Raw genomic sequence first — 25483 nt, 5'->3', positions numbered from 1 at the left:
ACCGGACGCGGCGAGGCCGCGCCCAAGAACAACGTGACGATCACAGTGCCATCTGGCGGCTGATCTCGGCCGGATCGAGGTTGGCGCGGGTGCAGGTGAACTTCACCGCGCCGCGATCCATGACGGCGAAGTTGTCGCCGAGTTCGCAGGCAAAGTCGAGATACTGCTCGACCAGCACGATGGCGATATTGCCGAGATTGCGCAAGTAAGAGATGGCCCGGCCGATGTCCTTGATGATCGAGGGCTGGATGCCCTCGGTGGGCTCGTCCAGCAGCAGGACCTTCGGCCGCATCACCATGGCCCGCCCGATCGCGAGCTGCTGCTGCTGGCCGCCGGAGAGATCGCCGCCGCGGCGGCCGAGCATCGACTGCAGCACCGGAAACAGCGAGAACACGTCGTCCGGGATACTGCGGTCGGCCCGCTTCAGCGGGCCGAAGCCGGTCTTGAGGTTCTCCTCGACCGTCAGCAGCGGGAAGATCTCGCGGCCTTGCGGCACGAACCCGATGCCCTTGCGCGCCCGCTCATAGGGCTTCAGGTGCGTGATGTCGGCGCCGTCGAAGGTGATGCTGCCCGACGCCAGCGGATATTGCCCGACCAGCGCCCGCAGCAGCGACGTCTTGCCGACGCCGTTGCGGCCGAGCACGCAGGTGACCTTGCCGGGCTCCGCCGCGATCGAGACGCCGCGCAGCGCCTGGGCGGCGCCGTAATAGAGATTGATGTCCTTGACGTCGAGCATTGGTCAGCGCCCCAGATACACTTCGATCACGCGATCGTTCGACGACACCTGGTCGATGGTGCCCTCGGCCAGCACCGTGCCTTCATGCAGGCAGGTGACCTTGACGCCGAGCTCGCGCACGAAGGTCATGTCGTGCTCGACGACCATGACGGTGTGATCCCGATTGATTTCCTTGAGCAGCTCAGCCGTCTGATGCGTCTCGACATCGGTCATGCCGGCCACGGGCTCGTCGACCAGCAGCAGCTTCGGGTCCTGCGCCAGCAGCATGCCGATCTCCAGCCACTGCTTCTGGCCGTGCGACAGGCTGCCGGCAAGCTTGCGCTGGACATCCTTGAGCCGCACGGTCTCCAGCACCTTGTCGATTTGCTCCGCCTCGCCCTTGGAGCCGCGCCAGAACAAGGTGCCCTTGACGCTGTGATCGACATTGAGCGCCAGCAGCAGATTGTCCTCCACCGACTGGCTCTCGAACACCGTCGGCTTCTGGAATTTGCGGCCGATGCCGAGCTCGGCGATGCGGGTCTCGTCCAGGCGCGTCAGATCCGTCTTGCCGTCGAACAGCACCGTGCCCTCGTCGGGCTTGGTCTTGCCGGTGATGATGTCCATCATCGTGGTCTTGCCGGCGCCGTTCGGGCCGATGATGGCGCGCATCTCGCCGGGCTCGAGCGTGAGCGACAGATTGTTGATGGCGTGGAAGCCGTCGAAGGAGACGTGCACGCCGTCGAGATAGAGCAGCGCGGAGGTCGATCTGGTATCCATCACGTTCATGCCGCTCACTCCGCCATCTTGGGTTCGGTGACGCCATCCTCGCGGGCGGCGCTGTCGGCATTCGGCCGCTTGGTGCCGAGCTGATCCCACCAGCTGTTGAAGGTGCCCACGATGCCCTTCGGCAGCAGCAGCGTCACCAGCACGAACAGCGCGCCGAGCATAAACAGCCAATACGGGGCCAGCACGCCCGAGGTGAAGAACGTCTTGGCATAGTTCACGACCACGGCGCCGAGCGCCGCACCGACCAGCGTGCCGCGGCCGCCGACGGCCACCCAGATCACCGCCTCGATCGAGTTGCCGGGAGCAAACTCCGAGGGGTTGATGATGCCGACCTGCGGCACATACAGCGCGCCGGCGACGCCGGCCATGCACGCCGACAGCGTGAACACGAACAGCTTGTAGGACTCGACGCGATAGCCGAGGAAGCGCGTGCGCGACTCGGCGTCACGGATCGCGATCAGCACCTTGCCGAGCTTCGACGACACGACGGCACGGCAGATCAGGAATGCCAGGATCAACGCCAGGCAGCTCAGCGCGAACAGGGCCGCGCGCGTACCCTCCGCCTGCACGTTGAAGCCGAGAATGTCCTTGAAGTCGGTCAGGCCGTTGTTGCCGCCGAAGCCGAAATCGTTGCGGAAGAAGGCGAGCAGCAACGCATAGGTCATCGCCTGCGTGATGATCGAGAGGTACACGCCGGTGACGCGCGACCGGAAGGCGAGCCAGCCGAAGCCGAAGGCCAGCAGGCCGGGCACGACCAGCACCATCAGCGCGGCGAACCAGAACATGTCGAAGCCGTGCCAGTACCAGGGCAGCTTGGAATAGTTCAGGAACACCATGAAGTCCGGCAGGATTGGATTGCCGTAGACACCGCGGGTGCCGATCTGGCGCATCAGGTACATGCCCATCGCGTAGCCGCCGAGCGCGAAGAACGCGCCGTGGCCGAGCGAAAGGATGCCGCAATAACCCCAGATCAGGTCGATCGAGAGCGCCAGGATCGCGTAGCAGACATATTTGCCCCACAGCGCCACCAGATAGGTCGGCACTTGTAGCGCGGACCCCTCCGGCAGCAGCAGGTTCGACAGCGGGATGAGGATGCCGCAGGCGGTAACGATCAGAAGAAAGATCGACGCTCCGCGGTCCAGCGACCTCGTCAGCACATGCGCCATCATGCTTCCACCGCCCGGCCCTTGAGCGCGAACAACCCGCGCGGGCGCTTCTGAATGAACAGGATGATCAGCACCAGGATCGCGATCTTGCCGAGCACGGCGCCCGCAACCGGCTCCAGGAACTTGTTGGCGATACCGAGCGTGAAGGCGCCGACCAAGGTGCCCCAGAGATTGCCGACGCCGCCGAACACCACGACCATGAAGGAGTCGATGATGTAGCTCTGGCCGAGATTCGGGCTCACGTTGTCGATCTGCGACAGCGCCACGCCGGCGATGCCCGCGATGCCCGAGCCGAGGCCGAAGGTGAGGGCGTCGACGCGCGAGGTTGCGATGCCCATCGACGCCGCCATGCGCCGATTCTGCGTGACGGCACGCATCTCCAGGCCCAGCGCGGTGTAGCGCAACATGGCCAGAAGGATCGCGAACACGGCCATCGTGAAGCAGAGGATCCAGAGCCGGTTGTAGGTGATCGTGATCTGCCCGAGCTCGAAGGCGCCGCTCATCCAGGAGGGATTGCCGACCTCGCGATTGGTCGGGCCGAACGCGGAGCGCACCGCCTGCTGCAGGATCAGCGACAGGCCCCAGGTGGCGAGCAGGATCTCGAGCGGACGTCCGTAGAGAAAGCGGATGATGGTGCGCTCGATCACGACGCCGATCGCGCCGGCCACCAGGAAGGCGAGCGGCACCGCGATCAGCAGCGAATAATCGAACAGCGCCGGGTAGCGCGTGCGGATCACTTCCTGCACCACGAAGGTGGTGTAGGCGCCGAGCATCACCATCTCGCCATGGGCCATGTTGATGACGCCCATCACGCCGAAGGTGATGGCAAGCCCGATCGCGGCCAGCAGCAGCACCGAGCCGAGCGACAGGCCGTACCAGGCGTTCTGCACGCCCGACCAGATCGCGAGCGTGCCCTGGATCGAGGAGATCGCGCTCGCCGCCGCCTTGGCGACATTCGCCGGCTGGTCGCCGCCGCTGATCTCGGTGAGCAGCGCCAGCGCCTCCTGGTCGCCGCGCGCCTTGATGGTGGCGACGGCCTCGAGCTTGTCGACCTCGCTGGCATCGGACTTGAACAGCAGGATGGCGGCGCGGGCCTCGGCGAGCGCCTGCTTCACCGTACGATTGGTTTCCTTGGCGAGCGCCGACTCCACGGTCGGCAGCGTCGCCTCCTCGTGCGACTTGAACACGGACTTGGCCGCGGTCAGCCGGGTGTTGGTGTCGGGCGACAGCAAGGTCAGGCCGCCGAGCGCGGCATCGACGCTGCGGCGCAGCCGGTTGTTGAGGCTGACGGCCGCCGCGTTGTCCGGCAGCTTGTCGACGGCGGCTCCGGTCGCGGCATCGATGATCTTGCCGTCAGCCTGCTTGATGAAGACCTTCTTGGTCTCGGCATCGAACATCAGCCGCTCGTCCTGCAGCGCGCTGATGATCGGAAAGGCCAGCGGGTTGCCGGACACCGCGATCTCGCCCACGGCGTCGTCGGTGTCGGAGAAGTCGTCATTGGCGAATTTGGCGACCGATTCTTCGAAGCTGGCGGCAAAAGCCGGAGCGGTCGCGACGATCAAGGCAATGGACAGAAGAAGGCCGCGCACAAGCGCGAGAACAATGGCAGGCACTGGACCACCCCGGCAGGAGGAAGAGAGAAGGCGGCGGAGGTCGCCGCCTTCTCCGGTCTTGATGACGTCGCAAGGCTCAGATCAGGTGCCCGAGCCCAGGCACTTGTTGGTCTTGGTGTTGTAGTTGCCGCACTTCTTGCCGACCCAGTCGCCGATCAGGTCCTTGGAGCCATCGAGCTCCTTCGACCAGGCGTCGCCCGGGACGAGATCCTTGGTCTTGTAGACGACGCTGAACTGGCCATCGCCCTTGATCTCGCCGATGAACACCGGCTTGGTGATGTGGTGGTTCGGCAGCATCTTCGACACGCCGCCGGTCAGGTTCGGCGCCTCGGTGCCCGGGAGCGCGTCGATGACCTTGTCGGCATCGGTCGACTTCACCTTCTCGACCGCCTTCACCCACATGTTGAAGCCGATCACATGCGCTTCCATCGGGTCGTTGGTCACGCGCTTCGGATTCTTGGTGTAGGCCTGCCACTCCTTGATGAACTTCTCGTTCGCCGGAGTCTTGATCGACTGGAAGTAGTTCCAGGCGGCGAGATGGCCGACCAGTGGCTTGGTGTCGATGCCGGCGAGCTCTTCCTCACCCACCGAGAACGCGACGACCGGAATGTCCTTCGCCTTGATGCCCTGGTTGCCGAGCTCCTTGTAGAACGGAACGTTGGCGTCGCCATTGATGGTCGAGACCACGGCGGTCTTCTTGCCGGCTGAGCCGAACTTCTTGATGTCGGCAACGATCGTCTGCCAGTCGGAGTGACCGAACGGCGTGTAGTTGATCATGATGTCTTCCTGAGCCACGCCCTTCGACTTCAGGTAGGCTTCCAGGATCTTGTTGGTGGTGCGCGGATAGACGTAGTCGGTGCCGGCCAGCACCCAGCGCTTCACCTTCTCTTCCTTCATCAGGTAGTCGACCGCCGGGATCGCCTGCTGGTTCGGCGCCGCACCGGTGTAGAACACGTTGCGCTCGCTCTCCTCGCCCTCGTACTGGACGGGATAGAACAGGATGCTGTTGAGCTCCTTGAACACAGGGAGCACCGACTTGCGCGACACCGAGGTCCAGCAGCCGAACACGACCGAGACCTTGTTCTTGGTGATCAGCTCACGCGCCTTCTCGGCGAACAGCGGCCAGTTCGAGGCGGGGTCGACCACGACGGCCTCGAGCTTCTTGCCGAGCACGCCGCCCTTCTTGTTCTGTTCGTCGATCAGGAACAGGATCGTGTCCTTCAGCGTGGTCTCGCTGATGGCCATGGTGCCGGACAGAGAATGCAGGACGCCGACCTTGATGGTGTCGTCAGCGGCCATCGCCGGGCCGAAGCCGGCAGCGCCGAGAGCCAGGCCGGCAGCAGCAGCCAGCCAGCGACGGCGGCTGAACGGCGCCGTTAATTCCTGAGTGAGTCGAGTAAGCATGCGATAATATCTCCCTGACGCAGACGTGCTTCGCAGCCAAATCGGCCGGCGGTCTGCGGCGGAAGAATCGCAAGAAGCGTGCCATACCGTTCACATCTCGTAAGCCATTGAGCGAAATGTGGAACTCGGCGAATTCGCGGCGAAGGGTCGCATCCATCTGCCGCCATTTTGGGCATGCAAACTGACCAATCAGCCATCAGACAGCACTAAATTTATGCACGATGTTTGAAATGGCTAATTTTGAAGCAGCCCATTACCGCTTTCGGCAGCATACCGGAGAGCAGCGGCCTTGAAACGCGCCTCCATCTGTTCCATATAACTGATAGATCGAGGCGAATCGGCCGGATCTTTGCGAGCCGCGTGTTCTTTAGCTCTGACAGAGCTTCTGGCTCCGCATTCTCAGCACTCCACAATAGGCGCTCCAAACACGCGGGTGTCTCCAATCACCCGCCCGCGTCCGGCACGCATGCCGACGAGGGCATATCCTCTTATGGAAAGCCCCATCTTTTGACCTCCTTTCAGGACTTCAACCTCGCCGACGCGCTGACGCGCGCGCTGAAGGAAGAGAACTACACCACCCCCACCCCGATCCAGGCCCAGACCATCCCGATCGCGCTGCAAGGCCGCGACGTGATCGGCATCGCGCAAACCGGAACCGGCAAGACCGCCTCGTTCGCGCTGCCGATCCTGCATCGGCTGCTGGAGAACCGCATCAAGCCGCAACCGAAGACCGCGCGCGTGCTGGTGCTGAGCCCGACCCGCGAGCTCTCGGGCCAGATCCTCGACAGCTTCAACACCTATGGCCGCCACATCCGCCTCAGCTCCACGCTGGCCATCGGCGGCGTCCCGATGGGACGCCAGGTGCGCGCGGTGATGCCGGGCGTCGACGTGCTGGTCGCCACCCCGGGCCGCCTGCTCGACCTCGTCCAGGGCAACGCTCTGAAACTGTCGCATGTCGAGTTCCTGGTGCTCGACGAAGCCGACCGCATGCTCGACATGGGCTTCATCAACGACATCCGGAAGATCGTGGCGAAGCTGCCGATCAAGCGGCAAACGCTGTTCTTCTCCGCGACCATGCCGAAGGACATCGCCGAGCTCGCCGATGCCATGCTGCGGGATCCGGCGCGGGTCGCGGTGACCCCGGTGTCCTCGACGGTCGAGCGCATCGCCCAACGTGTGATCCAGGTCGATCACTCCGCCAAGCCGGGCCTGCTGGCCCAATTGCTCAAGGAGGAGCCGGTCAACCGCGCCCTGGTGTTCACCCGCACCAAGCACGGCGCCGACAAGGTCGTGAAGGGCCTGGAGAAGGCCGGCATCCCGGCCCAGGCCATTCATGGCAACAAGTCGCAGAACCACCGCGAGCGCACGCTGGCGGCGTTCCGCACCGGCGAGATCCGCACCCTGGTCGCCACTGACATCGCCGCGCGCGGCATCGACGTCGACGGCGTCAGCCATGTGGTGAATTTCGACCTGCCGAACGTGCCCGAGACCTATGTCCACCGCATCGGCCGCACCGCGCGCGCCGGCGCCGATGGCGTCGCGATCTCGCTGGTCGCCGGGCCGGACGAGATGTCCTATCTCCGCGACATCGAGCGGCTGACCAAGACCTCGCTGCCGCGCGAAGACCGCCGCACTCCTGGCCATCGCGAGGCGGCTCCGGCCGGCCAGCCGCAGCGCCAAGGCGCCCGTCAAGGCAATCATCAAGGAAGCCCCGGCGGTGGCCGTCCTGGCATGCAGAATGCACGGACCAACGATGGGGGCAACGCCGCAAAAGGCCCTCGCCGACGTCGTCGTTCCAATGCTAAGGTGGCCTCTCTGCCAGGCAATCGTCAGGAGCCCCAGCGTCCGCCGCAAGGCGACGGCAAGGCCGGGTCGATTCAAGGCGTTGCATTCCTGCATCGCGAAGGCAGACCCAAAAACCACGCTCATAATCGCAACCAACGGCCAAACTAGACGTCTATCGATCTGGAGAAAGACATGGCTAAGGAAGAGCTGATCCAGTTCGAAGGGCTGGTCACCGAAATCCTTCCCGACGCACGCTATCGGGTACAACTCGACGCGGGGCACGAGATCGTCGCCTACACCGCGGGCAAGATGAAAAAGAATCGCATCAAGACGCTGGCGGGCGACCGCGTGACCGTCGAGATGTCGCCCTATGACCTGGAAAAGGGCCGGCTGATCTTCCGCCACAAGGACGAACGGCCGAGCACGCCGGGCGGCCCCCCGCGCGGCGCACCGCAGCGTGGCGGCCAGTTCCGCCGGCGCTAAGGCTTGGGGCGGAACGCCGTTCCGCCCCGTCTCCAGCTTGATGAACTCTTGCGCAATCAGCCGCAATTCAGCGTGCCGGCCTCAAGCCGGCGCGTCAAAAAATCCTGCGCCCTCGCGCAGCTCAGGATTGTTTTGCGGGGCCAATTCCAATAATATATCCCGCAATCGATTTTCGGCCGGACGAGATTAGCTATTACCGGTACAGCCGGTTCAGACGCTGACGACCCTTCCAAAAATTCGATCTAACCAGCCCAGGAATCTGGGTTACGCATTTGATATCTGAGAAGGGAACTACCCCGTGAGCATGGGAACCGTGAAGTGGTTTAACGCAACCAAGGGCTATGGCTTCATTCAGCCGGACGACGGCGGCAACGACGTGTTCGTGCACATCAGCGCCGTCGAGCGCGCTGGTCTCGGCACGCTCCGCGAAGGCCAGAAGATCTCCTACGAGATCGTCGCTGACCGTCGCTCGGGCAAGTCGTCGGCCGACAATCTCCGCGCCGCCAACTGAGCGAACCGCGCCAGGGCGATCTCACGATCGCCCACGATTGACGAAAGGCCGCCTCGTGCGGCCTTTTTTATTTTCGACTGTCTTGTTTTCGGCTGTCCATACGGTCGGTTCGCGCGCAACGAGGCGTTCGCGGTGAGGATCGTCGTCCGAGACGGTCCTCGAAGCCCGGACAAGCGAACCGCTTCGTTCCCTCAGCAGGACGTCGCCGGGCTGTAATAGACGCAGGTCGACTGCCGCGGGCGGGTGTAGGCGACGTCGCTGAGATTGATGCCGGTCTTGCCCATTACGTAGCCCACGGTGGGGACATATTGGTAGTTGACCTCGCTGAAGATCAGATAGGTGCCGCTGACCAGCAGATCGGCGGGGATGCCGACGGTGGTGCCGGCGGTGCGCGGCGCCGATCCCTTGCTCCACTTCACGGTCGCCTGCTTCGATGTCGGGTCGACATAGAGCTCGGTGATGGTCGCGTTCACCGGCGTCGTCGAATACGGATACATGATGCCGGTGGAGGCGGCGAAGAAGTTCGACATGTCGCTGTCGCCGACCGAGGTCGATTGCGAGGTCAGGTCGGACAGCGTGCGCGCCATCAGGGTGACCTTTCGGTCGACCGCGATGGCCGAGCAGAACTCGACCGTGCCGAAGAACATCACCAGCATGAGCGGCACGATGAAGGCGAACTCCGTGGCCGCGACACCGCGACAATCCGCCGTGAAAACATCGAGGCGACGCCGCAAGGCAAGGCTCAAAGACATGGCCGGCACTCTTCCAAACAGCAGATGAAGTCCTGAGATCCGATTGCGCACTCGGGAGTCGCTCGCGAACGTCATGAATAGGGCTCGTTCTTGAACGCTGCCGTGCCGACCAGCAGCCGCTTGCTGCCGGACAGATTGGCGATGTTGTAGCCGAGGCCGGTCACGTAGATCGGCCACTGGTAGAACAGCCTGACGACGACGATATCTCCGGCCGCGCCCGGGCTGTACGTCATGTTGTTGATGAAGTTGCCGGTGTTGTCGATCTGGTTGGCGATCGTGACGTTCCCGAACGAGGAGTAGCTCTTCACGTCGATATAGATCTTGTTGCAGTCGAACAGCGCGGGCACCTGGGTGCAGACATAGCTCGCGAACTGCGACTGGGTGTACGACCCCTGCTGGGCCTGCCCGGTCAGGATCATGCGGGCAGAGTCCTGCGTGATGGTCTCGAGGACCTGCCCGGCAAAGAACATCAGCGCCGTCTCGATGATCGCGAACAGCAGCGCAAAGAAGATCGGGGCGACCAGCGCGAATTCCAGCGCGGCCGATGCTCGCCGGTTGCGTCGAAACCGGCGCAGCAGCCGGCGCATCGATGCGGTCGAGGAAACGTTGGCTTGCATGGGGTCATCCAGATTGGAAAGGCACATCAACCTGGGTGAAAGAAATAATGCAAACTTCTTGGGAAAGGGTTTCCTATCATCCGGACAGGATGGCCGCGATGATCAACCGCTCACTAACCATGCTCCATGGCGGGCGTAACCCAATACAGCTACAACGGAAATTGCAGCCATCCCGACCGGCCCTCGCGTACCGGCGTCCGGCCTTGGCAGGCAGCACGCGTCGATCAGGCCGGGGCCCGATCGGCGCGTCGAAAGCAGGTGTATTTGCTCAGTTGGTCTTGGCCGCCGCGGCGCTGCCGCTGGCCGTGCTCGACATCGTGCCGGCCTGATCGAGCACCGACTTGAAGTAGTTGTCACCGTCGCCCAGGGTCACCCGGCGCTGGCAGATCGGCATGCAGCTATAGGTCTCGCGATCGACGCCGCGATACACGGTGACGAGCCGATCGGTCGGCCCGGCGACCTGGATCTGCCGGTCGATAAGCACCTGTCCACCGCGATCCATCGCGATGAAATTGGTGGCGCCGTAGCTCTTGCCGGTGACCACGATGATGCCGCCGCTCTGCAGGGTCACGTCGGCGATCATCGGATTTCCGACGACGAGCGTGGCGACCCGGTCGGGCAGCTTGACCAGCTTGGCCTGGTCGACGTTCACGGCGATGGCCGGATCAGGATCCGCCGAGGCGGCGGCCGGCCACAGCAGCATCGCGGCGACGGCGGCCCGCAGCGCGAGGGAAACAACAGGACGACACGACACACTCATCGACATACTCAACCCCGGGGCATTGACGAGCCGTCTCAAGCGATACGCAGCGGTGACGGCGCCCGACGCGGCAAATCTGCGCTCAATTGGTGAACGATCCGCAAACGCCGCCACCTGATGGCAGCCGTCCGGATCGACGCCGTCAGCGGCGGAACGGGAATGCCAACTGGCCACCGAACTCTCCGGGCATCGTCGCCTCGTCCTTGCCGTAGGTCTCGGGCAACTGCCCCTCCGGCATCCGGAAGGTGCCGAACAGAATATCCCAGATCGGGAACGTGCCGGCGAAATTGGTGTTGCCGCCCTCTTCCATCGGGGTGTGATGCCACCGGTGGAAGACGGGCGTGGCCAGGACATATTTGAACGGGCCGAGCGTCCAGTTGAGATTGGCGTGCACGAAGGCCGAATGGAAGGTCGTGAACGGACCGACCCAGATCATCACATTCGGCGAAATGCCGGCCGTCAGCAGGATGACGTCGACGGCGATGGTGCCGAGGATCAGATTGACCGGATGGAAGCGCGCTGCCGAAATCCACTCCAGATCCTCCGAGGAATGGTGGACCGCGTGGTACTTCCAGAACTCGCCACCGTGGAACAGGCGGTGGGTCCAATACAGCATGAAGTCGGAGAGCACGAGGAACAGCAGCCCCTGCAGCCATTCGGGCAACTGCGCCAACGGGCCATGGCCGTTCTCATAGAAGGCGATCAGCTCATCGGCATCGTGGATCTTGAAGATCACGCCGGCGCCGAGAACCAGCAGGCCGATGCGCAGTACCCGCGCGAACACCGGCACGAAGAACCAGTAAACGACGTCGGTGACGAGCTCGCGCTTCTGCCACCACGGCTTTCCCGGGTTGCAGGCCCAGAAATAGCTGAGCACCGAGAAGACCGCCGCCAGCACCAACGTGATCGGCAGCACCTTTTCGATGGTCTGGCCGAGCATCAACGCGACTTCCCATGGCAGACCAGACATCACATCCCTCATCACAAGATCTGTTCCGAGGGGTACTCCTTGGCGCTTAAGGAGCCGTGAACCTCCATGGCCCCGCCGGGGCAGCAGCTCCGCGTATCGCAGTGGCATGTCAGCACGCGCGACAGGATCTCACGCGTGTGACGGCACAGGACTCTTCTTCATATAGAAGCGGCCGCGGGAGCGTCGGCCGACCAGGCGCGCGCGGCTGTCCGCTGCACTCAATAGGTGTGAATTTGTCGCCTCGGGGAATTGTTTCGAAACTGAGCGGCGCGCTTAAATCAACGTTTACTGTGCACAAGAACAGCCATTTGTCGCCGTGTTTCGCCGATCGAATTAACTACGCCGAAATTCCTGCCCCCTAGGGTGTCCGCATGGTCACGGTGCTGAGAACGCCGCAACGACCAGAATTTGTTCGACCAGCCACGTGTACATGGAGTTACCCTATGAAGAATCTTCTTGCTCGTTTCGTGAAGGATGAGTCCGGCGCCACCGCGATCGAATACGGCCTGATCGCCGCCGGCATCTCGCTCGCGATCATTGCGGCGGTGAACGGTCTCGGCTCCAGCCTGAGCTCCAAGTTCTCGTCGATCAATACCTCGCTGAAGTAAGCGGTCATCACGACCGAGCAAAGAAGGCCCCGGCACTCCCGGGGCCTTTATCATTTCGACCTTCAGCTCCGCGGCGTTCAGTGATGCGTAACCACGTTTTGTCCACTGCCGCTCCCCGGCGTGCGCTCGCGCAGAGCGAAGCCGCGATCGGCTGGGTCTGTCTGGCCCTCGGTCTCTCCATCGTCGCGCTCGCACTCCGCGTCCTCAGCGTCTGGTGAAGCCCGCCGCTTGTCCGGCCATTTCCCGATCATTTATCTCTTCCGGCTAGCTTGTCGCAGCCGCGCATTCCGTGCCGCCTCGATGCCGCTGTGAGCCCATGACCCTCGATCTCGCACGCCTTCTGCTGTTCCCGGCCCTGATGGCGTTTGCCGCCGCGAGCGACCTGTTCACGATGACGATTTCGAACCGGGTCTCTTTCGCACTGATCGCAGGTTTCCTGGTGCTGGCGCCGCTCAGCGGCATGGGCATGACCGACATGCTGTTGCACCTCGGTGCCGGCGCAACGCTGCTGGTGATTGCCTTCGCCTGCTTCGCATTCGGCTGGATCGGTGGCGGAGATGCCAAGGTGGCTTCCGCCGCAGCCCTGTGGTTCGGCTTCGCGCATCTGATGAACTATTTGCTCTACGCCTCGATCTTCGGCGGTGTGCTGACGCTCGTCATCATGCAGTTCCGGCAATGGCCCCTGCCCTACATGCTCGCTGGGCAACCCTGGCTTGCGCGTCTGCACGCCAGGGAGAGCGGCGTTCCCTACGGCATCGCGCTCGCGCTGGGCGCGCTGATGGTCTATCCGGAGACCGAATGGGTGAAGGCGATCGACGCCGCGCGTCTCGCATTGCTCTGAAGGCACCGTGTCAACACGGTGTTAAGGCGATTTAGATACGCCTCATTAACCATGCTTTGACGAATAACTGCTCAACTCCCATTACGGCGGCGGAAGCGTCGCGGCGTAATGTGGAAAGTGAAGCGTATGAATACCGCACGCATCGTGGTTCTGACCATCGCTGTCGGCGCTGGCGGCGTGGCCGCATATCTCGCGAGCGGGTCCGATCGGCCGGCTGAAGTCGCCGCACCGGCGCCTCAGGTGCCCACCGTCGACGTCCTTGTCGCCAAAGCAGACATCAACCTCGGTCAGTCGATCAAGCCGGAAAACCTGCAGTGGCAGAGCTGGCCAGCCGCCACAACGAGTTCCAGCTTCATCCGGCGCAACGAGCGGCCCGAAGGTCAGAACGAGGTTACCGGCGCGATCGCGCGCGCCCCCTTCATCGCCGGCGAGCCGATCCGCGAACAGAAGCTGGTCAAGGCCGACGGCTCCGGCTTCATGGCCGCGATCCTGCCCGCAGGCATGCGCGCGGTCTCGACGGAGATCTCGCCGGAGACCGGCGCTGGCGGCTTCATCCTGCCCAACGACCGCGTCGACGTGATCCTGTCGAAGCGTGAGCGCAACAACGATCAGCCCAATGCCGGAGATGTCATCAGCTCCGAGATCATCCTGTCCAACATCCGGGTGCTGGCGATCGACCAGGCGCCCAAGGAAAAGGACGGCCAGACCACGGTGGTCGGCAAGACGGTCACGCTCGAGCTGAAGCCGGAGCAGGCCGAGACGCTCGCCCGCGCCCGCCAGACCGGAACGCTGTCGCTGGCGCTGCGCAGCATCGCCGACGTCAACGTTGCCGACAACCGCACCGACGAGACCAGCCGCAGGCGCGGCGACAGTGTTGCCGTCATCCGCTTCGGTATTCCCAGCACGATGACGACGCAGAAGTGAGCAAGAGGACCACCACGATGACTTGCAGCGAAAATCAGCGGAAACTGCGGACCATGACGGTTCGCGCGCTGTCGTTTTCGGCCGCCGCTGCGCTGACCCTCAATCCGGCGCTGGCGCCGGTGATCGCGGCTGACTACCGCCCGGCCGCCGCCACGGCGGCGACGGCCTCGGCCGCCCCCGAGGGCCAGATCAACGCGCGCTTCCTGTCGCTCGGCATCGGCAAGTCCGTCGTCATCGACCTGCCGCGCGACATCAAGGACGTGCTCGTCGCCGATCCGAAGATCGCCAATGCCGTGGTGCGCTCGTCGCAGCGCGCCTACATCATCGGCGCCACGGTGGGCCAGACCAACATCGTCTTCTTCGACGCCAATGGGCAGCAGATCGCGGCCTATGACATCGCGGTCAAGCGCGACCTGAACGGCGCCCGCGCCGCCCTCAAGCAGATGCTGCCCAACGCCGAGATCCAGATCGACGGCCTCGGCGACGGCGTGGTGCTGACCGGGTCGGTGGCGAGCCAGATGGAGGCGCAGCAGGCCGGTGAACTCGCGGCCCGGCTCGCGGGCGGCGCCGACAAGGTCGTCAACTCCATCACCGTGCGCGGCCGCGACCAGGTCATGCTGAAGGTGACGGTCGCCGAGGTGCAGCGCTCGGTGGTCAAGCAGCTCGGCATCGACCTCTCAGGCCAGCTCAACTACGGCACCGCCGTGGTCAAGTTCGCCAACTCCAATCCGTTCACGGCTTATGGCAGCAACCTCGTCTCCAACAACGCCGTCAGTGCCGCCTTCGGCTCGACGCCGTCGGTCCAGGCCACACTGCGCGCGATGGAAAATGCGGGCGTGATCCGGACCCTGGCCGAGCCGAACCTGACCGCAATTTCCGGTGAATCCGCGACCTTCATCGCCGGTGGCGAGTTTCCGGTGCCCGCCGGCTACTCCTGCGATCCGACGACCCATGTCTGTACCACGCAGATCAGCTTCAAGAAGTTCGGCATCTCGCTCAACTTCACGCCGGTCGTGCTCAGCGAGGGCAAGATCTCGATGCGCGTGATGACCGAGGTCTCGGAGCTCTCCAACGAGAACTCGATCACCCTGTCGCAGGCGGTGAGTTCGACGACCACGAACTCGCTGACCGTCCCGTCGATCAAGACCCGCCGCGCCGAAACCACGCTCGAGATTCCCTCCGGCGGCGCCATGGCGATGGCCGGCCTGATCCAGCAGCAGACCAAGCAGGCAATCAGCGGAATGCCCGGCCTGATGCAGCTGCCGGTGCTCGGCGCCCTGTTCCGCAGCCGCGACTACGTCAACAACCAGACCGAGCTGATGGTGCTGGTGACCCCGTTCGTGGTGCGCGCCGTCTCGCAGAAGGATCTCTCGCGACCGGACGACGGCTTCGCCGCCGCCTCCGACCCGCAGGCCGATCTGCTCGGCAGCATCAACCGCATCTATGGCGTGCCCGGCCGGACCGAAACCGGTCGCGGCTTGCGCGGCGCCTATGGCTTCATCACGGACTGAGCCGGGACCTAAGGACTTGCACCCATGACGATGAAATCCAGCCCAGCTCGATACCGCAGATTGCAGCTTGCCGTCGCGCTTGCCGGGACCGCGGTCCTGCTCGGCGCCTGCAATTTCCGCAGAGACCCTGCGGTCACCGCCAGCATTCCCGATGACTACCGGCTGCGTCACCCGATTGCGGTCCAGGAAGCCCCGGATTCCCTGGTCGTGTTCGTCGGCCAGGGCCGCGGCGGCCTGACGGCCGAGCAGCGCGCCGAGGTGATGGGACTGGCGAACAGCTGGATGCGCCAGGGCACCGGCGCGATCAGCGCCGACGTGCCGAGCGGGACGCCGAACGCCCGGGCGGCCGCCGATTCCATGCGCGAGATCCAATCGCTGTTCGCAGCCGCCGGCGTGCCGCCGCACGGCCTCACCGTGCGCAATTACCAGCCGAAGGACCCGCGCCAGATGGCAGCGATCCGCCTCAGCTATCCCAAATTGTCGGCCACGGCCGGTCCGTGCGGCCTCTGGCCCGACGATCTCGGGCCGTCGATCAAGAACAAGAACTGGTACGACAATAAGCCCGACTGGAACTTCGGCTGCGCCTATCAGCGCAACATGGCGGCGATGGTCGCCAACCCAGCCGATCTGGTGCAGCCGCGCTCCGAGACACCGTCCTATACCACCCGGCGGACCGCGTTCTTCGAGAAATACCGCAAGGGAGCGTCAACCGCGATCGCGTATCCCGAGGCGGACAAGGCCAAACTGAGCGACACAGGCAAATGATCAGCTACGCCCGACAGACTCCAGAGGAGCAGCCCGACGTCGTGCCGCCGCCGGCCGACGATCACATCGCGCCCGCGCCGCGTGTCTCGGTGCAGGCGTTCTGCGAGACCGTGGAGACGGCTGCCACGGTTCAGGCCGCCGGCGAGGACCGGCGGCTCGGCAAGGCGCACCTGAAGGTCCAGATGGGCGGCATGGCGGCCGCCATCGAGGCCTACAAGTCCGCGCCGACGCCCAACGTCATCATCCTGGAAACGGACACCCGCACGGACATCCTGGCCGGCCTCGACCAGCTCGCCACGGTGTGCGATCCCGGCACCCGCGTCGTCGTGATCGGCCGCGTCAACGACGTAACGCTATATCGTGAGCTCGTGCGCCGCGGCGTCAGCGACTACGTGTTGTCGCCGGTGACCCCGATCGACGTGGTGCGGTCGATCTGCAACCTGTTTTCGGCGCCGGAGGCCAAGGCGGTCGGCCGCATCATCGCCGTCGTCGGCGCCAAGGGCGGCGTCGGCGCGTCCACGCTCGCCCACAATATCGCCTGGGCCATCGCGCGGGATCTGTCGATGGACTCCGTTGTGGCGGATCTCGATCTCGCCTTCGGCACGGCCGGTCTCGACTACAATCAGGACCCCGCCCAGGGGATCGCCGACGCAGTGTTCTCGCCGGACCGCATCGACATCGCCTTCATGGACCGGCTGCTGTCGAAATGCACCGATCATCTCAGCCTGCTGGCCGCGCCTGCGACGCTCGACCGCGTCTATGACTTCGGCGCGGAGGCGTTCGACGCGATCTTCGACACACTGCGCGCGTCGATGCCGTGCATCGTGCTCGACGTACCGCATCAATGGGCGGGCTGGACCAAGCGGGCCCTGATCAGCGCCGACGACATCCTGATCGTGGCGGCGCCGGATCTCGCCTCGCTCCGCAACACCAAGAACATGTTCGACCTGCTCAAGGCCGCGCGGCCCAACGATCGCATGCCGCTGTACTGCCTGAACCAGGTCGGCGTGCCCAAGCGGCCGGAGATCAACGCCAGCGAGTTCGCCAAGGCGATCGAAAGCCCGCCGATCGCGACGATCCCGTTCGAGCCGCAGATCTTCGGCGCGGCAGCCAACAACGGTCAGATGATTGCGGAAATGTCCCCCAACCATCGGACCACCGAGATGTTTCTGCAGATCGCCCAGCGGCTGACCGGCCGCAGCGAGACCAAGAAGCCGAAAGGCTCCTTCCTGTCGCCTCTGCTGGAGAAGCTGAGGAAGTAAGCACGCGTGGAGTTCTAGGTCGTGTTTGGTAAGCGTAGCGGATTGGACGATAATACAAGGACGCTCAGGCCGGCCGCGCCGGCCCCTGAGCCGGCGCCGGCTGCGCCACGCGCAGCCTCTCCGGCCGTGGCGTCGCCTCCCCTGGCACCGACACGGGCCGCGCCTCCTCCCCCGCCGCCGGCCGTCGAGACCCGGCGCTCGGACAATTACTACCAGGTCAAGGCGACGATCTTCGGCGCGCTGATCGAGGCCATCGACCTCGCCCAGCTCGCGAAGCTCGACGGCGAATCGGCGCGCGAGGAAATCCGCGACATCGTCAACGAGATCATCGCGATCAAGAACATCGTGATGTCGATCGCCGAGCAGGAGGAACTGCTCGACGACATCTGCAACGACGTCCTCGGCTATGGCCCGCTCGAGCCGCTGCTGTCGCGCGACGACATCGCCGACATCATGGTCAACGGCGCCGGCACGGTGTTCATCGAAGTCAACGGCAAGATCCAGCGCACCGGCATCCGCTTTCGCGACAATCAGCAATTGCTGAACATCTGCCAGCGCATCGTCAGCCAGGTCGGCCGCCGCGTCGACGAATCCTCGCCGATCTGCGACGCCCGTCTCGCCGACGGCTCCCGCGTCAACGCCATCGTGCCCCCGCTGGCGATCGACGGTCCCGCGCTCACCATTCGTAAGTTCAAGAAGGACAAGCTGACGCTCGATCAGCTGGTCAAGTTCGGCGCGATCTCGCCGGAGGGCGCCGAGATCCTGCAGATCATCGGCCGCGTCCGCTGCAACGTGCTGATCTCCGGCGGTACCGGCTCGGGCAAGACCACGCTGCTGAACTGCCTGACCAACTACATTGATCACGACGAGCGCGTCATCACCTGCGAGGACGCGGCCGAGCTTCAGCTGCAGCAGCCGCATGTGGTGCGTCTGGAGACCCGGCCGCCCAATATCGAGGGCGAAGGCCAGGTCACCATGCGCGAGCTGGTCAGAAACTGTCTGCGTATGCGTCCTGAGCGCATCATCGTCGGCGAAGTCCGCGGACCTGAGGCGTTCGACCTGCTTCAGGCCATGAACACCGGTCACGACGGCTCGATGGGCACGCTGCACGCCAACAACCCGCGCGAAGCTCTGTCGCGCTGCGAATCCATGATCACGATGGGCGGCTTCTCGCTGCCGTCGCGCACCATCCGCGAGATGATCTGCGCCTCGATCGACGTCATCGTGCAGGCCGCCCGCCTGCGCGACGGCTCCCGCCGCATCACGCACATCACCGAGGTGATGGGCATGGAAGGTGACACCATCATCACCCAGGACATCTTCCTCTACGACATGGTCGGCGAGGACGCGAACGGCAAGATCATCGGCCGCCATCGATCGACCGGCATCGGCCGGCCGCGCTTCTGGGAGCGCGCGCGCTATTATGGCGAAGAGAAGCGCCTGGCGGCGGCGCTCGATGCGGCCGAAATCGCCAGCAAGGAGTGAGGAGAGAACCGATGAAGTTCCAGGCTCTGGCTCTCGCCTTCCTTGCCGCTACCGCCATCGGCGGCATGGCCTGGGTGTTTCTTTATCCGATGCTGTCAGGCGAACGAAAGGCCGAGCAGAGGCGCAGCACGGTCGCCAAGGCCGAGCCGGTGGTTCGCCAGGCTGAGCGCAATCAGCGCTCGCGCCGTGAACAGGTCGAAACCTCGCTGAAGGACCTCGAGGCCAAGGCGCAGAAGCAGAGCAAGGTGCCGCTCAACATGCGCATCTCGCAGGCCGGACTCGACTGGACCGTTCAGAAGTTCTGGATCATCTCCGGCGTGCTCGGCTTCTTCGTCTGCGCGATCACTTTCTTCTCAGGCGGTGGCGCGCTTGGCGCGCTCGGCATGGGCTTCGCGGCGGGGTTTGGCCTGCCGCGCTGGATCCTGGGCTATCTCAAGAAGCGTCGCGAGAAGAAGTTCCTGGCCGCACTGCCGGACGCGGTCGACGTCATCGTGCGCGGCATCAAGGCCGGCCTGCCGCTGTTCGAGTCGATCAAGGTCGTCGCCGCCGACGCGCCGGAGCCGCTGCGCAGCGAGTTTCTCGCGATCATCGAGACACAGGCGATCGGCATGCCGCTCGGCGAAGCCTGCGCCCGGCTTTATGAGCGCATGCCGCTGCCGGAAGCCAACTTCTTCGGCATCGTGGTCGCAATCCAGCAGAAGTCCGGCGGCAACCTCTCCGAGGCGCTGGGTAACCTGTCGAAGGTGCTGCGCGACCGCAAGAAGATGGCCGAGAAGATCCAGGCGATGTCGATGGAAGCCAAGGCCTCCGCCGGCATCATCGGATCGCTGCCGCCGATCGTGATGCTGCTGGTCTATCTGAGCACGCCCGACTACATCTCGCTGCTCTGGACCCACCCGACCGGCCAGCTCATGCTCGTCGGCTGCGTGATCTGGATGTCGATGGGCATCCTGGTCATGAAGAAGATGATCAATTTCGATTTCTGAGGGGTGGACCATGGTCGACTTTCTGGTCTCCAAGCTGCACGATCCGCACTTCATGACGATGTTCTTCGCCGCCATCGCGGCGAGTTTGACCGTCTACACGCTGGTCATGCCGCTGTTCGCGGGCGAGAACCTGAACAAGCGCATGAAGGCCGTTGCTAGCGAGCGCGAGCGGATCAAGCAGCGCGAGCGCGAGCGCCTGAATGCCGGCGAGAAGGTCTCGCTGCGGCAGACGCCCAAACAGCTGGTCTCCAGGGTCGTCGAGGATTTCAACCTCACGAAATGGCTGGCGCAGGAAGCCGCGCGCGAGAAGCTGATCATGGCCGGCTATCGCGGCCAGGCGCCCTACATCACCTTCCTGTTCGCGCGACTCGTGACGCCGCTGGTGCTGTTCGTCGGCTCCGTGCTCTACGTGTTCGTGATCGCGCATCTGGAGAAATCGATGCCGGTCAAGATCGGCATCTGCGTCGGCATGGCCTATCTCGGCCTGCAGGCGCCGATGCTGTTCCTCAGCAACGCGATCTCGAAGCGCCAGCTCTCGATCAAGCGCGCCTTCCCGGATGCGCTCGATCTGCTGCTGATCTGCATCGAGTCCGGCATGTCGATCGAGGCCGCGTTCCGCCGCGTGGCGATGGAAATCTCCAGCCAGTCGATCGCGCTGTCGGAGGAATTCACGCTGACCACCGCGGAGCTGTCCTACCTGCAGGACCGCAAGGTCGCCTACGAGAACCTCGCCCGCCGCACCGGCCTCGAAGGCGTCAAGTCGGTCTGTCTCGCGCTCCAGCAATCCGAGCGCTACGGCACGCCGCTTGGCCAATCGCTGCGCGTGATGGCGCAGGAAAATCGCGACATGCGCATGAACGAGGCCGAGAAAAAGGCCGCCGCGCTGCCGCCGAAGCTGACGGTGCCGATGATCCTGTTCTTCCTGCCGGTGTTGTTCGTGGTCATTCTGGGACCGACCGGCATCAAGGTCGCGGCCATGCAGTAGCCGACGGCCCGCACGGCGAAATATCGCTTGCGGAGGCGGCGCCACTTTGAGAGGGAGGCGGAGCATTGATCGAGGTCTCCGCCTGATGTCCGACACTCTCCGCCGCGCCGATGGCGCCCGCGTCCTCGCCGATCTGAACGCTTTGCGCGCCTTCGGCACCTACAAGACCGGCGTGCACCGCCCGACCTTTTCCGAGGCGCACCGGCAGTCGCTGGATTGGCTCGCCGCGCGCCTGCCCGACGCGCAGCTTTCGGCTGAGATCGACGGCATCGGCAACGTGCTCGGGGTGAGCGCGAAGCCGGGACCGAAGCTGCTGGCCGGATCGCATCTGGAGAGCCAGAATTATGCCGGCTGGCTCGATGGCCCGCTCGGCGTGATCTACGCGCTGGAAGCGGCGCGCGTGCTCAATCCCGATCCCTCCATCGCAGGTGCCGTCGAGGTCGCCTCCTGGTGTGACGAGGAGGGCCATTTCGGCGCCTTCCTCGGCAGCCGCTCCTATGTCGGCGATGTCAGCGAGGCCGACATCGACGCCGCCCGCGACCGCAGCAGCCCGCGCACGATGCGCGAGGCGCTCGCCGAAATGGGCCTCGCGGGGCGTCCTCGCCTGCAGGCCGAGCGCGGCCGCCACATCGGCTATCTCGAAGCTCATATCGAGCAGGGCGATACGCTGGAAAAAGGCGAGCTCAAGGTCGGCGTCGTCACCTCGATCGTCGGCATCTGGCAGTACCGCATCGTCTTCACCGGCGAGCAGAATCACGCCGGCACGACGCGGATGGCGGTGCGCAAGGACGCCGGCCTGGCGCTCGCGAAATTCTGCGTCGACATCGATACGCGGTTTCCCTCCGCCTGCGGCCCACGCACCGTATGGACCACCGGCCGCATCACGCTCGATCCGGGTGCGCCGAGCATCATCCCCGGCCAGGCCGAGATGCTGTTCCAGATCCGCGACGACAATGCCGCCGTGATCGACCGGCTCGAAGCATTGCTGCGCGAGATGGCCGCGCAGGTCTCCGCGGCCGGCCCGTGTCAGGTCGCCGTCGAGCGCATCCGCACCGGCGCGCCGGCGATGATGGACGGCGGCTTCCAGGATGCGATCGAGGCGGCGAGCGCCGCGCTGGCCGGCGGCAAGTCGCTGCGGATGCCGAGCGGCGCCGGCCATGACGCCCAGGTGCTGGCGACCATCATGCCCGCGGGAATGCTGTTCGTACCGTCGATCGGCGGCATCAGCCATCACTGGACCGAGAACACCTCCGACACGGATATCGTCACCGGTGCCGACGTGTTCGTCGAGACCTGCCGGCGCCTGCTGGCAGGCGCGTGACGAGCGTCAGTCCGGCTGGCTGAGCGAGGCCATCGGCGCTGTGTTCCGCGCCTTGCTTTTGCCCTGGCCTTCGCGCTGGCCCTGGATCATCTGCTTCAGGTACGCGACGTTTGCCGCGGCCTCGTCCGGCGGCAGGTCGGCGCGCGCGATCTGCTCGGCCTCGGCGAAGCGGCCCTGCAGTCCGACGACGAGCGCAAGGTTCTGCCGCACCCGGGCATCCGCCCGCTGCGAGCCATAGGCCTGGCGCAGCGCCTGCTCGGCGTTCGGCAGGTCGCGCGTCAGCATGTAGGACAGGCCGAGATTGGACAGCACCGACGGCTCGCCGGGCACGATCTTCAGCGCGCTCTCATAGTAGCGCCGCGCCTCGTCGTGGCGGCCCATCTGGTCCAGCGCGGTGCCCTGCACCGACAGCAGCTTCCAATCGGGATTGTCGGGCGAGTGCGCGCGCGACAGCACGTCGAAGGCCAGCTTGAAATTGCCGTTGTCGGCCAGCGCCCGGCCATAGGCCGCGAGCACGGTCTTGTTGCCGGGATTGGCGAGAGTCGCCTGCTCGAGCACAGCGACCGCCTGCTCGCGCTGGCCGTTGGTGCGCAGCGCCTGGCCGTAGGCAACCGCCATCGCCGCATCCTTCGGATTGGCGCGATAGCGCTCGCCATAGACCTCGACCGCGCGCTGCGGCGTCGCGGGCGGCGGCGGCTCGGCGCTTCTGCCCAGCGAGCCCGTGACGTCGGACACGGTCTGGCAACCGCCGAGGCCGGCGGCGAGAAGCGCGGCGAAGGCGACCGACGCGAGGATGCGGCTGATGGCAGGCTGCTGACGCATTGTCACTGGACTCGAGGGACGTGCGAAATGAACGCGCCAGCAATAAACTGTTAACGCTAACAGCCGGTTAATGACCGGATGCGGGCACGGATGGCTGCTCTGCGCCGGTTTGCGCAATGCGGCCGGCGAGATTGCAGCGATCCTCAAACTCTGCGAAGTCTGCGTGAGCAGCGCGTCCGTTCAGGAACCATTAGGCATGCCCTCGATCTTTGAAACCGCTCCGGCCTCCTCCGCCATTCCGATCACCTTCGTGACGAAGGCACGCTGGCCCGAGATTCGAGAGAGCCTGCCGGTCGAGGCCCGCACCTTCGCCGAGGCCAATGTCTACGCGGCCAAGCCCGGCAGCTGCCTGATTCTCCCCGGCGCGGACGGCCGTATCGCGCAGGTGCTGTTCGGCATCGAGGACGCCGACGCGAAGCACCGCGACCTGTTCCGCCCCGGCACCCTGCCCGGCCTGCTGCCCGCCGGCACCTACCGCTTCGCCAATGCGCCGCATGATAGCAGGCTCGCCGCGCTCGCCTTCGCGCTCGGCAGCTACCGCTTCGGTCGCTACCGCAAGTCGGAGCCGCCGGAGGTCCGCCTCGTGCCGCCCGACGGCGTCGACGCCGCCGAGCTCGACCGTCTCGCCGACGCCGCGACACTGGCGCGCGATCTCGTCAACACGCCGTCCAACGACATGGGGCCGGAGGAGCTCGAGGCCGCCGGCAAGCAGGTCGCCGAGCGCTTCGGCGCCCGCTTCAGCAGCATCGTCGGCGACGATCTGCTGGCGCAAAACTATCCGCTGATCCACGCCGTCGGGCGCGCCTCGACGCGGGCGCCGCGGCTGATCGAGCTCAACTGGGGTGACGCATCGCATCCGAAGGTGACGCTGGTCGGCAAGGGCGTCTGCTTCGACACCGGCGGGCTCGACCTGAAGCCGTCCAGCAGCATGCTGCTGATGAAAAAGGACATGGGCGGCGCGGCCAACGTGCTGGCGCTGGCGCAGATGATCATGGATGCGAAGCTCAAGCTGCAGCTGCGCGTGCTGATCCCCGCGGTCGAGAATTCTGTCGCCGGCAACGCGTTCCGGCCGATGGACGTGTTTCCCTCGCGCAAGGGTCCCACGGTCGAGATCGGCAACACCGACGCCGAGGGACGGCTGATCCTGGCCGATGCGCTGTCGCTCGCCTGCGAGGACAAGCCGGATCTGCTGATCGACATGGGCACGCTGACAGGAGCTGCGCGTGTCGCGCTCGGCCCCGAGCTGCCGCCGTTCTACACCAACGACGAGGCGCTCGCCGCCGAGGTCGCGCGCTGCGCGGCCGCCGAGAACGATCCGCTGTGGCGCATGCCGCTGTGGGCGCCGTATGACTCGTGGCTCGACTCCAAGGTCGCGACCATCAACAACGCACCGTCCGGCGGCTTCGCCGGCTCGATCACCTGCGCGCTGTTCCTGCAGCGCTTCGTCGAGCCGACGACGACATGGCTGCACCTCGACATCTTCGCCTGGACGCCGTCGGCCAAGCCGGGCCGCCCCGAAGGCGGCGAGTGCCAGGCGGCGCGTGCGCTCTACAAGCTGCTGAGCGAGCGCTATGGCTGATCCGCGCATCACGCCGGCGCGCGGCGACATCGCGGCGAGGCATCTCGAGGGACAGGTCACCGCCGAGCGTTTCGTCGACGGCGAGCCGCGCGTGGTGATCGATCCGATCGCGCCGCTGCGCCTGCAGCCGCAGTCCGGCGCCGAGCTGGCGACCCAGGCGCTGAAGGGCGAGCGCGTCACGATCTATGATCGCAACGGCGAGGGCTGGGCCTGGGGCCAGCTCGAACGCGACTTCTATGTCGGCTGGCTGCCTGAGGCTGCTCTCGCTACACCCACTGCGGCGCCGACGCACAAGATCAGCGCGCTGCGCAGCTTCGCGTTTCCCGGGCCGTCGATCAAGCTGCCGCCGGTCGAGACGCTGCTGATGGGCTCGACCATCGCCGTGGTCCGCGAGGAGGCGAGCTTCGTGATCACGGCAGAGAGCTGGTTCGTGCCGAAGCAGCATGTCGCTGGTCTCGACCATGTCGAGCCGGACTTCGTCGCCGTCGCCGAGCGCTTCGTCGGCACGCCCTATCTGTGGGGCGGCAAGAGCAGCCTCGGCATCGACTGCTCGGGCCTGGTGCAGGTGTCGTTCAATGCCGCGGGCATGGCATGCCCGCGCGACAGCGACATGCAGCTGGCATCGCTCGGCCGCGCGCTTGATGAGGCTGAGCAACCGTGCCGCGGCGACCTGATCTTCTGGAAGGGCCACGTCGCTATTGTGCGCGACGCCGATACGATCGTGCACGCCAACGCATTCCACATGGCCACGCAGATCGAGCCGATGAATGCGGCAATCGCGCGCATCAAGGCGAGCGGAAGCGACGTGCTCGCGATCAAGCGGCCGAGTTGA

General features: G+C 65.1%; 25 protein-coding genes. 15 read left to right on the top strand and 10 right to left on the bottom strand.

Features of this window, described 5'->3' with window-relative positions; all coding sequences use genetic code 11:
• Positions 1-40: 40 nt before the first annotated feature.
• The 5 genes from urtE to urtA form a co-directional block, all read right to left on the bottom strand.
• The gene (urtE, locus tag ACQR0Z_RS03880; protein WP_172110076.1) at positions 41-736 is read right to left on the bottom strand and encodes an urea ABC transporter ATP-binding subunit UrtE; all 696 of its coding nucleotides are present in this window, start codon (positions 734-736) and stop codon (positions 41-43) included.
• Positions 737-739: 3 nt separating this feature from the next.
• Complete coding sequence (gene urtD / locus ACQR0Z_RS03875; RefSeq protein ID WP_434917735.1) at positions 740-1501, bottom strand: urea ABC transporter ATP-binding protein UrtD; 762 nt, start codon at positions 1499-1501, stop codon at positions 740-742.
• 5 nt (positions 1502-1506) lie between these two features.
• Complete coding sequence (gene urtC, locus ACQR0Z_RS03870; protein WP_434856314.1) at positions 1507-2670, bottom strand: urea ABC transporter permease subunit UrtC; 1164 nt, start codon at positions 2668-2670, stop codon at positions 1507-1509.
• Positions 2667-4229: an urea ABC transporter permease subunit UrtB gene (gene urtB / locus ACQR0Z_RS03865; protein WP_434918018.1), complete on the bottom strand. Its 1563-nt coding sequence runs from the start codon at positions 4227-4229 to the stop codon at positions 2667-2669. Before urtB ends, urtC begins: the two co-directional genes overlap by 4 nt.
• Before the next feature lie 132 nt (positions 4230-4361).
• Entirely contained in the window at positions 4362-5684 is a 1323-nt protein-coding gene (gene urtA / locus ACQR0Z_RS03860; protein WP_434856315.1) for an urea ABC transporter substrate-binding protein, read from the bottom strand.
• A 507-nt stretch (positions 5685-6191) separates the two neighbouring features.
• On the opposite strand from urtA, the gene ACQR0Z_RS03855 reads away from it, so the two are divergent.
• From ACQR0Z_RS03855 to ACQR0Z_RS03845, 3 genes are all read left to right on the top strand, one after another.
• A complete protein-coding gene (locus tag ACQR0Z_RS03855) occupies positions 6192-7637 on the top strand; it encodes a DEAD/DEAH box helicase (RefSeq protein WP_434918017.1) in 1446 nt (481 codons plus the stop codon).
• Positions 7638-7661: 24 nt separating this feature from the next.
• Positions 7662-7952, top strand: a complete 291-nt coding sequence (gene infA, locus ACQR0Z_RS03850) for a translation initiation factor IF-1 (protein ID WP_008964724.1) — start codon at positions 7662-7664, stop codon at positions 7950-7952.
• 298 nt (positions 7953-8250) lie between these two features.
• Positions 8251-8463, top strand: coding sequence for a cold-shock protein (locus ACQR0Z_RS03845; RefSeq protein WP_006612155.1), 213 nt, complete (start codon positions 8251-8253; stop codon positions 8461-8463).
• Positions 8464-8654: 191 nt separating this feature from the next.
• On the opposite strand, the gene ACQR0Z_RS03840 is transcribed toward ACQR0Z_RS03845, so the two are convergent.
• The 4 genes from ACQR0Z_RS03840 to ACQR0Z_RS03825 all read right to left on the bottom strand — a co-directional run bounded on the left by ACQR0Z_RS03840 (position 8655) and on the right by ACQR0Z_RS03825 (position 11562).
• Positions 8655-9215, bottom strand: a complete 561-nt coding sequence (locus tag ACQR0Z_RS03840) for a TadE/TadG family type IV pilus assembly protein (protein ID WP_434856316.1) — start codon at positions 9213-9215, stop codon at positions 8655-8657.
• 71 nt (positions 9216-9286) lie between these two features.
• Positions 9287-9832 (bottom strand): TadE/TadG family type IV pilus assembly protein, encoded by a 546-nt coding sequence (locus ACQR0Z_RS03835; RefSeq protein ID WP_434856317.1) that lies wholly within the window; start codon positions 9830-9832, stop codon positions 9287-9289.
• Positions 9833-10100: 268 nt separating this feature from the next.
• Entirely contained in the window at positions 10101-10535 is a 435-nt protein-coding gene (locus ACQR0Z_RS03830) for a pilus assembly protein N-terminal domain-containing protein (RefSeq protein WP_434856564.1), read from the bottom strand.
• 199 nt (positions 10536-10734) lie between these two features.
• Entirely contained in the window at positions 10735-11562 is an 828-nt protein-coding gene (locus tag ACQR0Z_RS03825; protein ID WP_434856318.1) for a sterol desaturase family protein, read from the bottom strand.
• A 443-nt stretch (positions 11563-12005) separates the two neighbouring features.
• Here ACQR0Z_RS03825 and ACQR0Z_RS03820 point away from each other — a divergent pair, with 443 nt between their 5' ends.
• From ACQR0Z_RS03820 to ACQR0Z_RS03775, 10 genes are all read left to right on the top strand, one after another.
• Positions 12006-12170, top strand: a complete 165-nt coding sequence (locus tag ACQR0Z_RS03820) for a Flp family type IVb pilin (protein WP_008970183.1) — start codon at positions 12006-12008, stop codon at positions 12168-12170.
• A gap of 316 nt (positions 12171-12486) precedes the next feature.
• Positions 12487-13011: an A24 family peptidase gene (locus ACQR0Z_RS03815; protein ID WP_434856319.1), complete on the top strand. Its 525-nt coding sequence runs from the start codon at positions 12487-12489 to the stop codon at positions 13009-13011.
• A gap of 126 nt (positions 13012-13137) precedes the next feature.
• On the top strand, positions 13138-13935 hold the full coding sequence (gene cpaB, locus ACQR0Z_RS03810) for a Flp pilus assembly protein CpaB (RefSeq protein ID WP_434856320.1): 798 nt from the start codon (positions 13138-13140) through the stop codon (positions 13933-13935).
• A 17-nt stretch (positions 13936-13952) separates the two neighbouring features.
• A complete protein-coding gene (locus ACQR0Z_RS03805) occupies positions 13953-15446 on the top strand; it encodes a type II and III secretion system protein family protein (RefSeq protein WP_434917734.1) in 1494 nt (497 codons plus the stop codon).
• A gap of 24 nt (positions 15447-15470) precedes the next feature.
• A complete protein-coding gene (locus tag ACQR0Z_RS03800; protein WP_434917733.1) occupies positions 15471-16211 on the top strand; it encodes a CpaD family pilus assembly protein in 741 nt (246 codons plus the stop codon).
• The gene (locus tag ACQR0Z_RS03795; protein WP_434856323.1) at positions 16208-17473 is read left to right on the top strand and encodes an AAA family ATPase; all 1266 of its coding nucleotides are present in this window, start codon (positions 16208-16210) and stop codon (positions 17471-17473) included. Before ACQR0Z_RS03800 ends, ACQR0Z_RS03795 begins: the two co-directional genes overlap by 4 nt.
• Before the next feature lie 21 nt (positions 17474-17494).
• Positions 17495-18958, top strand: coding sequence for a CpaF family protein (locus ACQR0Z_RS03790; RefSeq protein ID WP_434856324.1), 1464 nt, complete (start codon positions 17495-17497; stop codon positions 18956-18958).
• An 11-nt stretch (positions 18959-18969) separates the two neighbouring features.
• Positions 18970-19944: a type II secretion system F family protein gene (locus tag ACQR0Z_RS03785; protein ID WP_434856325.1), complete on the top strand. Its 975-nt coding sequence runs from the start codon at positions 18970-18972 to the stop codon at positions 19942-19944.
• 10 nt (positions 19945-19954) lie between these two features.
• A complete protein-coding gene (locus ACQR0Z_RS03780) occupies positions 19955-20929 on the top strand; it encodes a type II secretion system F family protein (protein ID WP_434856326.1) in 975 nt (324 codons plus the stop codon).
• 85 nt (positions 20930-21014) lie between these two features.
• The gene (locus ACQR0Z_RS03775) at positions 21015-22250 is read left to right on the top strand and encodes a Zn-dependent hydrolase (protein WP_434917732.1); all 1236 of its coding nucleotides are present in this window, start codon (positions 21015-21017) and stop codon (positions 22248-22250) included.
• 6 nt (positions 22251-22256) lie between these two features.
• Here the strand turns inward: ACQR0Z_RS03775 and ACQR0Z_RS03770 are convergent, their stop codons facing one another.
• Positions 22257-23072 carry a tetratricopeptide repeat protein gene (locus ACQR0Z_RS03770; RefSeq protein ID WP_434917731.1) on the bottom strand — a complete coding sequence of 272 codons (816 nt, stop codon included), beginning with the start codon at positions 23070-23072 and terminating at the stop codon, positions 22257-22259.
• Positions 23073-23268: 196 nt separating this feature from the next.
• Here ACQR0Z_RS03770 and ACQR0Z_RS03765 point away from each other — a divergent pair, with 196 nt between their 5' ends.
• Both ACQR0Z_RS03765 and ACQR0Z_RS03760 read left to right on the top strand, forming a co-directional pair.
• Complete coding sequence (locus ACQR0Z_RS03765; RefSeq protein ID WP_434917730.1) at positions 23269-24651, top strand: leucyl aminopeptidase family protein; 1383 nt, start codon at positions 23269-23271, stop codon at positions 24649-24651.
• Positions 24644-25483: an NlpC/P60 family protein gene (locus tag ACQR0Z_RS03760; protein ID WP_434917729.1), complete on the top strand. Its 840-nt coding sequence runs from the start codon at positions 24644-24646 to the stop codon at positions 25481-25483. The genes ACQR0Z_RS03765 and ACQR0Z_RS03760 overlap by 8 nt, the downstream gene beginning before the upstream one ends.

Origin of the sequence: Bradyrhizobium sp. HKCCYLS3077, assembly GCF_051167555.1 — a bacterium.
Classification (GTDB): Bacteria; Pseudomonadota; Alphaproteobacteria; order Rhizobiales; family Xanthobacteraceae; genus Bradyrhizobium.
This window is presented reverse-complemented; position numbering and strand designations above follow the sequence as displayed.

Coding starts and splice junctions, on each gene's coding strand:
- ACQR0Z_RS03835 (WP_434856317.1), bottom strand. CDS start 9,832: ATGCAAGCCAACGTTTCCTCGACCGCATCGATGCGCCGGCTGCTGCGC.
- urtC (WP_434856314.1), bottom strand. CDS start 2,670: ATGATGGCGCATGTGCTGACGAGGTCGCTGGACCGCGGAGCGTCGATC.
- ACQR0Z_RS03840 (WP_434856316.1), bottom strand. CDS start 9,215: ATGTCTTTGAGCCTTGCCTTGCGGCGTCGCCTCGATGTTTTCACGGCG.
- ACQR0Z_RS03820 (WP_008970183.1), top strand. CDS start 12,006: ATGAAGAATCTTCTTGCTCGTTTCGTGAAGGATGAGTCCGGCGCCACC.
- ACQR0Z_RS03775 (WP_434917732.1), top strand. CDS start 21,015: ATGTCCGACACTCTCCGCCGCGCCGATGGCGCCCGCGTCCTCGCCGAT.
- ACQR0Z_RS03825 (WP_434856318.1), bottom strand. CDS start 11,562: ATGTCTGGTCTGCCATGGGAAGTCGCGTTGATGCTCGGCCAGACCATC.
- ACQR0Z_RS03800 (WP_434917733.1), top strand. CDS start 15,471: ATGACGATGAAATCCAGCCCAGCTCGATACCGCAGATTGCAGCTTGCC.
- ACQR0Z_RS03770 (WP_434917731.1), bottom strand. CDS start 23,072: ATGCGTCAGCAGCCTGCCATCAGCCGCATCCTCGCGTCGGTCGCCTTC.
- urtD (WP_434917735.1), bottom strand. CDS start 1,501: ATGAACGTGATGGATACCAGATCGACCTCCGCGCTGCTCTATCTCGAC.
- infA (WP_008964724.1), top strand. CDS start 7,662: ATGGCTAAGGAAGAGCTGATCCAGTTCGAAGGGCTGGTCACCGAAATC.
- ACQR0Z_RS03765 (WP_434917730.1), top strand. CDS start 23,269: ATGCCCTCGATCTTTGAAACCGCTCCGGCCTCCTCCGCCATTCCGATC.
- ACQR0Z_RS03815 (WP_434856319.1), top strand. CDS start 12,487: ATGACCCTCGATCTCGCACGCCTTCTGCTGTTCCCGGCCCTGATGGCG.
- ACQR0Z_RS03785 (WP_434856325.1), top strand. CDS start 18,970: ATGAAGTTCCAGGCTCTGGCTCTCGCCTTCCTTGCCGCTACCGCCATC.
- urtE (WP_172110076.1), bottom strand. CDS start 736: ATGCTCGACGTCAAGGACATCAATCTCTATTACGGCGCCGCCCAGGCG.
- ACQR0Z_RS03805 (WP_434917734.1), top strand. CDS start 13,953: ATGACTTGCAGCGAAAATCAGCGGAAACTGCGGACCATGACGGTTCGC.
- ACQR0Z_RS03760 (WP_434917729.1), top strand. CDS start 24,644: ATGGCTGATCCGCGCATCACGCCGGCGCGCGGCGACATCGCGGCGAGG.
- ACQR0Z_RS03795 (WP_434856323.1), top strand. CDS start 16,208: ATGATCAGCTACGCCCGACAGACTCCAGAGGAGCAGCCCGACGTCGTG.
- urtA (WP_434856315.1), bottom strand. CDS start 5,684: ATGCTTACTCGACTCACTCAGGAATTAACGGCGCCGTTCAGCCGCCGT.
- ACQR0Z_RS03780 (WP_434856326.1), top strand. CDS start 19,955: ATGGTCGACTTTCTGGTCTCCAAGCTGCACGATCCGCACTTCATGACG.
- ACQR0Z_RS03830 (WP_434856564.1), bottom strand. CDS start 10,535: ATGCTGCTGTGGCCGGCCGCCGCCTCGGCGGATCCTGATCCGGCCATC.
- cpaB (WP_434856320.1), top strand. CDS start 13,138: ATGAATACCGCACGCATCGTGGTTCTGACCATCGCTGTCGGCGCTGGC.